This is a genomic window from Mesorhizobium sp. WSM1293 (assembly GCF_000513875.1).
Taxonomy (GTDB): domain Bacteria; phylum Pseudomonadota; class Alphaproteobacteria; order Rhizobiales; family Rhizobiaceae; genus Mesorhizobium; species Mesorhizobium ciceri.
Genome location: NZ_AZUV01000016.1, coordinates 129,852 through 138,182, shown reverse-complemented (window position 1 = coordinate 138,182; position 8,331 = coordinate 129,852). Strand labels below are relative to the sequence as shown.

The window sequence follows — 8,331 nt, the reverse complement described above, 5'->3', positions numbered from 1 at the left end:
GGGCTTCCAGGCCGCACGTCTCTTCGATCCCACCGAGATCACCGTCCTGAACGTGCTCATCGCCAAACTCGAAGGCAAGACCCAAAAGCAGAAGAACCCCCACCCCACGCACACGCTCGCCTGGGCCGCCTGGTGTATCGCCAGGCTCGGAGGCTGGAACGGCTACGAAAAGGAACGCCCGCCAGGACCCATCACCTTCACCCAAGGCCTCAGACGCTTCAACGCCATCGTCGACGGCTTCGTTCTCGCCTCACAAAAATGAACCCGAAGCAAATGTGTGCGCACGCTAGCCCGCAGGGGAGAAGGAAGGAACAGTCTCCTTATTCCGCCGTGCCCTCCTCATACTCTGCCGACATGGACAGCCACTTTTCCTCGTGGCCGGCCAGCGTCTGGGCCAGTTGCGAGCGCTCCTTGGCCAGCCGGGTCGCTGTCGAGGGATCCTTTTCGTACACCGCCGGATTGGACAGTTCGTCCTCGATGCCGTCGATGCGCTTGCGGATGCGGTCCATCAGCGCTTCGGTGGCGCGGATTTCCTTGGCCAGCGGCTCGAAGGCGGCGCGGCGTGCCGCCGCATCGCGACGGCGGTCGGCCTTTGATGCCTTGTCGGCCTCGCGCTTGCCGCGGCGGTCGCCGGACACGCCGGTGACCAGCGTCTTGTAGTCTTCCAGATCGCCGTCATAGGGGTTGACCGCGCCGTCCTTGACCAGCCACAGCCGGTCGGCGGTTGCCTCGAGCAGATGGCGATCATGCGAGATCAGGATGACGGCGCCAGGGAATTCGTTCAACGCATGGATCAGCGATTCGCGGCTGTCGATGTCGAGATGGTTGGTCGGTTCGTCGAGGATGAACAGGTTCGGCCCCTCGAAGGCCGACAGGCCCATCAGCAGCCGCGCCTTCTCGCCGCCCGAAAGATCCTTGGCGGCGGTGTTCATCTTCTCGGTGGTGAGGCCGAACTGGGCGACGCGGCCGCGTACCTTCGATTCCGGCGCCTCCGGCATCAACCGGCGGACATGCTCGTAGGCGTTTTCGTCCGGCCGCAGATCGTCGAGCTGATGCTGGGCGAAGATCGCCACCTTCAGCCCGGGCGCCACCGTCATGGTGCCGCTCTCCTGCTTCAACCGGCCGGACAGCAGTTTGGCGAAGGTCGACTTGCCGTTGCCGTTGGCGCCGAGCAGCGCGATGCGGTCGTCGGCGTCGATGCGCAGCGTCATCTTCTTAAGGATCGGCTGCCCCTCGGTGTAGCCGACATTGACGTTGTTCAGCGCCACGATCGGCGAGGCCACCGTCTTCACCGGCTCGGGGAAGGAGAACGGCCGCACCGAGTCGTTCACGAGGGCCGCGATCGGCTTCATCTTTTCCAGTGCCTTGATGCGCGACTGTGCCTGTCTCGCCTTGGAGGCCTTGGCGCGGAACCGTTCGACGAAGGATTCCATGTGCTTGCGCGCGGCTTCCTGCTTGACGCGGCCCTTCTCCTGCAATTCCTTCTGTTCGGTGTATTGACGCTCGAACTGGTCGTAGCCGCCGCGCCAGAAGGTCAGCTTCTTCTGGTCGAGGTGAACGATCGAGTTGACGGCGCGGTTGAGCAGGTCGCGGTCGTGCGAGATCAAAAGCACGGTGTGCGGATATTTCGACACGTAGTTTTCCAACCACAGCGTGCCTTCAAGATCGAGATAGTTGGTCGGTTCGTCGAGCAGCAGCAGATCGGGCTCGGCAAACAGCACCGCGGCGAGCGCCACGCGCATGCGCCAGCCGCCGGAAAAGGAGGAGGCCGGACGCCGTTGCGCAGCGTCATCGAAGCCGAGGCCGGCGAGAATGGTGGCGGCGCGGGATTCGGCTGAGTGCGCGTCGATGTCGGCAAGCCGCATATGGATGTCGGCGATGCGGTGCGGATCGGTCGCCGTCTTTTCCTCTTCGAGCAACGCCGTGCGTTCGAGATCGGCCTTGAGCACGATCTCGATCAGCGCATCCTCGGTGCCTGGCGCTTCCTGCGCCACCTGGCCGATGCGGGTGCTCTTCGGCAGGCTGATCGAGCCTGTCTCGGACGGGAAATCGCCGGTAATGGCCTTGAACAGCGTCGTCTTGCCGGTACCGTTGCGGCCGACAAGGCCGGCTTTGGTGCCGGCCGGCAAGGTCAGCGAGGCATGGTCGAGAAGCAGGCGTCCGGCCATGCGGAGCGATAGGTCGTTGATGATCAGCATGGCCGCGCTTTTGCACCGGACATCAACGCTTCGCAAGGCCTTGCGGGCCAGTTGGCCGCACAAGGCCTCGAAACGACGCCCGCGAGGGCGCCGTCAAAGCAGCCGAACGGTGGCTTGCCTGCTCTCAGGCAGTCGCCTTGCGCTTCGTTGCCTTGGCGACAGCGGCCGGCGCTGCTGCCGGCTTGCGGCCCAGTCCCGTCGACTTTGCCAGCGCCGATCGCGTCGCCGAGTAGTTTGGCGCAACCATCGGATAGTCCGGCGGCAAGCCCCATTTGGCCCGATAGTCGTCCGGGCTCAGGCCGTAGTCGGTCCGCAGGTGCCGCTTGAGCGACTTGAACTTCTTTCCGTCCTCAAGGCAGATGATGTAGTCGGGAAATACCGACTTCTTCGGATTGACTGCCGGAACCAGGTTTGGTGTTTCCGCGACAACTGCACCAGCGAGCTTGCGAACCGAAGCACTGACGCTGGCAATCAACTCAGGCAGGCCGGAAGCCGGAAGGGGATTGTTGCCTACATAGGCCGAGACAATATCGGCCGTCAGCTCGATAACGGTCTTATCATCGATATTTGACAATTCTTTCACCTTATTTGCGACAAAATCCTCCACCCCAGCGAAGACTTGTGTCGATGTATCTCTTTAACCGCGTCCCCCAACGGACCGCCAAGTCTCATAAAAGAATGAAGAATCGGCCAAAATAGCATTCATGCGAAATCGACGCCGTGCAAATTAGAAAATCTAATACTTGGAACCAGCAGACTTAGCGGCAGGACTTTCGTCCAATATCTCCAGAATACGCTTCCAGCGGGCGCAGCGCGCGAAATCCTTTTGTTCTATCGCCTTTTCGGCCCTCATCGCGGCGTAAAGCGGTGCCTCGACGCCGAATTCGTCGATCAGCCAATGCGCTTCCTGAATGGCCAGACGCTCATTCTCGTCAAACATGGTTTTCGGCCTCCGAACGTTCCACACCGACCGCGACACAACTGCCGATGACGAGGATGGCTCCGACAATGGCCGTCACCGTCAGCCGTTCGCCGGACAAGGTCAAAAGCAGGGTCGAGGCGATCGGCGTGAGATAGGCGACCACCGCGACCCTGCCGCTGCCTTCAAGCTTCAAGGCGCGCGACCAGAAATAGTAGCCCAAGCCCATCGGACCGGCGCCGAGATAAAGGCCGAGAGCCAGGTCCGCGCCGATGGGCCAGGTGAAACCGTCGCGAGCGCACCACAGAAACGTCAAAGCGACGCCGATCAACGATGAGGGCAGCAACAGGCGATCGGCTGGGGTGGCGACCCGTCCCACCATGATCGAATAGAAGGCCATGCACAGCGCCGACCCGAATGCGGCGAGATATCCGACCAGATCGCCGTCGAACCAGGATTGGTTGCGCCCTCCCGAAATCACCAGTGCGACGCCGATGAAGCCTACCACCGCGGCGAGACCCAACAGTGCCGGACGCCGCGGATTTTCCAAGGCAATGACTGCCGCCGCGACCATCAACGGCCAGGTGTAGGCGACCAGATTGGCCTCGATCACCGGCATCGAAGCGAAGGCGATGTATTGCAGCACCATGGTGCCGACCAGACCGATGAAGCCGACCGCGAGAGAGATGAACGCCGCCCCGGCCGTGACCGGTGCTACTCTTTCCCGGCTCATCAATCGGATGGCCCGGCTCATCAATCGGATGGCCCGGCTCATCAATCGGATGGCGGCGAAGACGAGTGCAGCGCCTGCAAATTGCAGGAACTGGACCTGCGACACCGGGTGGCCGGCCAGCAGGGATTTGCCGACCAGGGCATTGGTGGACCACAACGCCACCGCACCGGCAGCGAAGACCAACGCGGATATCGAGCCGGATCCCTGCCGAAACAATCGGCATAGGATTCTATTTTGCTGTTCGACCATGATCCTGTCCGAAAACCGGTTCCGACTTTTCGGGATCATGGTTCACTACCATGATTCCCTGGCTCCGCCCGGAACCGGAGCATCGACGGCGGCGGGCACGGGATGCTCCGCCTCGAACCGACGGTAGGCCGGGAGCTGGTTGGTCCAGACATCTTCGGCCAGTTCGCTGACCCACTCACGGTCGTGGTCATTGTCGGCGGCGAGATAGAACATTCTGTTGTCGTCGACATAGGGTTTGGCCACCGAGCGCTGGTTGAGCACCAGCGTGACGCGCTCGCCGAACCGGATCGGCGCGGTGCGATGCAGGACGCCCAGGAACTGGCCGAGCGTCGCGTAGTTCATCTTGTGATCGATGCGCATGACACTGTTGCGCGGGATCTCGCGGCCGGATTCGAGAATGGCGCGGCCGGTTTCGGAGTCGTCGCAATAGATTTCGAGGTGGCCGCCGACCAGCGGATTGCTGATCGACAGCGGAATGAGCTCGGTGACCGGAACGCCATCGCAATGCCACTCCACGGCGCCGTCCCTGGGATTCATGAAGGTGACCGTCGAGCCGACGATCGACAGCGGATAGGGCTCCAGCTTGGTGCCCATCATGTCGGACAGCCGCTCCAGGCGCAGCTTGTCATGCAGCAATTCCCTGATCTCGGGGATGAAACGGTCGGCCCCGGTGATGAAGGTCAGATCGAGGTGCTTGTGCACGGCATGGCTGGCCTTGAGCTTCAGGGCAGCCTCCTCGATCGCGGCAAGCAGTGCCGGGTCATAGCCGTGCAGATATTGCGCGACACCGAAACTCGACACTTTCCAGGCGGTTTCATGGCCGATAATGGCTTCGCGGCTCATCGCATAACGCAGTTCGGGAATGGTATGGGCGTTCATTGTACTTCTCCAGGATGGGGGCAACACTTGGTAAACAGTCGATTAATTCACCCACCCCTGTAAAATTAGGAATGCTGGTGCTAGTGTAAGCCAAGCTTAAGGTCGAAACCGTGCGTCTGCTCAGTCAGGTCAACCTCAATTCGCTGAAAATCGTGGAAAGTGCTGCAAGGCACGGTAATTTCACGCGCGCCGGTGAAGAACAGTTTATTACCGCTTCAGCGGTCAGCCAGCGCGTGAAAAGCCTGGAGGATCAGCTTCGTTTCAAGATTTTCCAGCGCGGCGGCAATGCGGTGTCGTTGACGCCGGAGGGCGAGACCTATGTCTCGCGCGTTCGCGAGGCGCTGGAGCGAATCGTCGCCGCCAGCATGGAAGCGACCGGACAATCGCAGGAGCATGTGCTAAAAATATCGGTGCTGCCGACCTTTGCGGCACGCTGGCTGTTTCCGCGCCTGCCGCTGTTCCAGCAGCAATATCCCGATATCGTGATGCGGGTCTCAACCTCCTACGCGACGCATGAGCTCACGGCCTCGGAATTCGATCTCGAAATCCGTTATGGCGACGGTCACTTTCACGGGCTGCAATCCGATCTGCTATTTCGCGAAGACCTGACACCGGTGTGCAGCCGCAAGCTGTTCCACGAAGTCCTCGGCGACAAGCGGCTGTCGAAGGTGACACCGGACGACCTCAAGCACTTCACCCTGCTGCATTCCGACACCTGCACCCAGAATTGGCAGTCCTGGCTTGGTTTCGCCGGCGCCAGCTTCGTGCTCAGCGAGACCAAGAGCATCTATTTCGACTCGTGCATGATGTCCTACGAGGCAGCCAATTCCGGGATGGGCTTTGCGGTGGCCAACCGTGCCTATATGGCCAGCGACATTCGCGCCGAAAGGCTGGTGGCTCCCTTCGCCGTCCATCATCCGAACACGGCTGGCTGGTATTTTGTCTCTCCGCTGAAAGGCCTTGCCGCACGCAAGGTCCAGTTGTTCAAGCAGTGGGTAATGGCGGAAGCGGCCCTGACCCAGTCCCAGTTGGACAACGAAATCAGGGGCGAGGCTTCGACGGCTGCCTGAATCCATCCGGTGCCTACTGATGCAAAGACGATGCTGCAGCACAAAATGCAGCGATGGTCGGCACAACCTTCGGACTGGCTACGCCAACGCCACCGATCAGGCGAAAGCCCTGCCCTCCTCGGTCCGCTGGAAAAGCATCAGGTCCAACCCCAGGCTTGGCCGTCCCAGGCTGGTCAGGATCGTATGCGCCTGGCCGCGATGGTGGGTCTGGTGGTTGAAGACATGGTCCAGCGCCGGCGCCAGCCTTTGCGAGACGGTGCGCATGTCCGAGACGGTCATGTAGGTGAACCGGCCCGTCAACGCCTTGTCATTGAGGCCGCCGACCCAATCGATGATCCGCCTGTCCTCGGCTTCACGCGCCGCCCGCAGGCCGGTCAACCCCCGATGCAGGATAGCGTCCAGTGTCGTCGGCGCGTCGCCCTCCCCGGTGAAGCGCTTCATCCAGATGCGGTCGGCAGTCAAAAGGTGGTTGAGCGTGCCCATCATCGAGCCGAAGAAGGCGCCGACATCGCGGTTGAATTCCTCATCATCGAGTTCGGCGGCGGCATCATAGATGCGACCGTTGGCCCATTGATTATAGGCCGCAAACATCATGAAATGCTGTCTCATGGCTTCCCTCGGCTCGCGTCGATGCGGGGCCTACCTAACCCGCACGGGAGCCGCCGCCAATGACCATTCTGCTTTATGATCTCGTCGGACGCGACAGCACACGTCCGTTCAGCCCGCATTGCTGGAAGGTGGCGATGGCGCTTGCCCACAAGGGGCTCGACATATCAACCGTACCGACGCGCTTTCTCGAGGTGCCCGCTGTCGAGGGCGGCGTTTCGAAAACCGTTCCGGTGATCCGCGACGGCGAGACAGTCCTCGCGGATTCCTTCGCCATCGCGCTCTATCTCGATGAAGCCTATCCGGACCGGCCGACGCTGTTTGGCGGTGAAGGCGGCGAGGCGATGGCGCGCTTCATCGAACGCTGGTCGCAAGTGACCATTCATCCCTACGTGACCACCGCGGCCATCATGGACCTTCATGCCATGCAGGACGCGGAAAACGCCGTCTATTTCCGCCAGAGCCGGGAGCAGCGTCTTGGCAAGAGGCTGGAGGAGGTGACGGCCGCCAGGGAGGCCGGGCTCGGCACTTTCAGAGCCTCGCTGGAGCCATTGCGCTCGATGCTCTTCTATCAGCCGTTCATCGGCGGCGCGGCGCCGCTGTTTGGCGACTATATCGTCTTCGGCGCCTTGCAATGGGCGCGCATAGCCTCGCCCTACCAACTGCTCGACGACGGCGACGTGGTGGCGCAGTGGTTCGCCCGCTGCCTCGACCTGCATGGCGGGCTGGGGCGAAAGGTCGCCGCCGCGGCTTGACGCCGTAAAGCAGTAACTTACTTGGCCGCCTTCTTTGGCTTGCCGGCCTTCGTGGCAGCCTTTGCCTCCTTGGGGGCGGCTTTTGGCTTGGCGGCGCCAGCTGCCTTCTTGGTTGGCTTTTTGGCTGCCGACTTGTCCGTGGCGTCCTCCTGGTCGACATCCGCCGCCGCCTGATGCCAATGGCGCTCATGATGCCCAGCCGGCTGGCCCTCTTGCAGCCAGATCTGGTGCGCACGGTTGCGAATGCGTTCCTGACGATCGTCTGTCATGGTCATGTTGTCTCCATACGGCCCGACCTCAGCGCGGCGCCGGCACGCGACTATAGCAAGCAAAGCGTTGCTGTGCAGCCGTCTGATCGGGGCCCCTTGGCAATGGGCCGGGCGGCTTGTATAGAGCCCGCCACTCTCAATTCCATTCTCAGACAAGGACCACCCATGGCGCTCGAACGCACATTTTCCATGATCAAGCCGGACGCAACCCGGCGCAATCTCACCGGCGCCATCACCAGGATGCTGGAAGAGGCAGGCCTGCGCGTCATCGCCTCGCGCCGGGTCTGGATGAGCCGCCGCGAAGCGGAAGGCTTCTATGCCGTCCACAAGGACCGTCCTTTCTTCGGCGAATTGGTTGAATTCATGTCGTCGGCACCGACCGTCGTCCAGGTGCTGGAAGGCGAGAACGCCATTGCCAGGAACCGCGAAGTGATGGGCGCCACGAACCCGGCCAACGCCGCCGAAGGCACCATCCGCAAGGTTCATGCGCTGTCGATCGGCGAAAACTCCGTGCACGGCTCCGACGCACCGGAGACCGCGGCAGAAGAGATCAAGTACTGGTTCTCGGACACCGAGATCGTCGGCTGAGCCGACGATCCAGACCTTGGATTCCGTAAAAAGAAGGCCGGCGTTTCGCCGGCCTTTTTCGTTGG

10 protein-coding genes and 1 pseudogene are annotated in these 8,331 nt (G+C 61.7%); 4 read left to right on the top strand and 7 right to left on the bottom strand.

Translation table 11 applies throughout. From position 1 onward, the window contains the following. Positions 1 to 262, top strand: a pseudogene (locus M729_RS1000000138895) (transposase); the annotation flags it as partial. 58 nt (positions 263 to 320) lie between these two features. Here the strand turns inward: M729_RS1000000138895 and M729_RS0120995 are convergent. The 5 genes from M729_RS0120995 to M729_RS1000000138890 form a co-directional block, all read right to left on the bottom strand. Continuing rightward, complete coding sequence (locus tag M729_RS0120995) at positions 321 to 2,198, bottom strand: ABC-F family ATP-binding cassette domain-containing protein (protein ID WP_027162727.1); 1,878 nt, start codon at positions 2,196 to 2,198, stop codon at positions 321 to 323. Between the two features lie 124 nt (positions 2,199 to 2,322). Beyond that, positions 2,323 to 2,772 carry a MucR family transcriptional regulator gene (locus M729_RS0120990; RefSeq protein ID WP_013532467.1) on the bottom strand — a complete coding sequence of 150 codons (450 nt, stop codon included), beginning with the start codon at positions 2,770 to 2,772 and terminating at the stop codon, positions 2,323 to 2,325. A 162-nt stretch (positions 2,773 to 2,934) separates the two neighbouring features. Further along, complete coding sequence (locus M729_RS0120985; protein WP_027162726.1) at positions 2,935 to 3,138, bottom strand: hypothetical protein; 204 nt, start codon at positions 3,136 to 3,138, stop codon at positions 2,935 to 2,937. Beyond that, complete coding sequence (locus M729_RS0120980) at positions 3,131 to 4,099, bottom strand: DMT family transporter (protein ID WP_027162725.1); 969 nt, start codon at positions 4,097 to 4,099, stop codon at positions 3,131 to 3,133. Before M729_RS0120980 ends, M729_RS0120985 begins: the two co-directional genes overlap by 8 nt. 45 nt (positions 4,100 to 4,144) lie before the next feature. After that, complete coding sequence (locus M729_RS1000000138890) at positions 4,145 to 4,978, bottom strand: hypothetical protein (protein WP_024504290.1); 834 nt, start codon at positions 4,976 to 4,978, stop codon at positions 4,145 to 4,147. A 110-nt stretch (positions 4,979 to 5,088) separates the two neighbouring features. On the opposite strand from M729_RS1000000138890, the gene M729_RS0120970 reads away from it, so the two are divergent. Next, positions 5,089 to 6,048: a LysR substrate-binding domain-containing protein gene (locus M729_RS0120970; protein WP_024504291.1), complete on the top strand. Its 960-nt coding sequence runs from the start codon at positions 5,089 to 5,091 to the stop codon at positions 6,046 to 6,048. A gap of 96 nt (positions 6,049 to 6,144) precedes the next feature. On the opposite strand, the gene M729_RS0120965 is transcribed toward M729_RS0120970, so the two are convergent. Further along, positions 6,145 to 6,657, bottom strand: a complete 513-nt coding sequence (locus M729_RS0120965; protein WP_027162724.1) for a DinB family protein — start codon at positions 6,655 to 6,657, stop codon at positions 6,145 to 6,147. A gap of 59 nt (positions 6,658 to 6,716) precedes the next feature. Between M729_RS0120965 and M729_RS0120960 the strand changes: the two genes are divergently transcribed. After that, a complete protein-coding gene (locus M729_RS0120960) occupies positions 6,717 to 7,409 on the top strand; it encodes a glutathione S-transferase family protein (protein ID WP_013532474.1) in 693 nt (230 codons plus the stop codon). Positions 7,410 to 7,426: 17 nt separating this feature from the next. Here M729_RS0120960 and M729_RS0120955 read toward each other — a convergent pair whose 3' ends face one another. Further along, positions 7,427 to 7,684: a DUF2934 domain-containing protein gene (locus tag M729_RS0120955; RefSeq protein WP_013532475.1), complete on the bottom strand. Its 258-nt coding sequence runs from the start codon at positions 7,682 to 7,684 to the stop codon at positions 7,427 to 7,429. Between the two features lie 159 nt (positions 7,685 to 7,843). Between M729_RS0120955 and ndk the strand changes: the two genes are divergently transcribed. Next, the gene (gene ndk / locus M729_RS0120950; protein ID WP_013532476.1) at positions 7,844 to 8,266 is read left to right on the top strand and encodes a nucleoside-diphosphate kinase; all 423 of its coding nucleotides are present in this window, start codon (positions 7,844 to 7,846) and stop codon (positions 8,264 to 8,266) included. Positions 8,267 to 8,331: the final 65 nt, after the last annotated feature.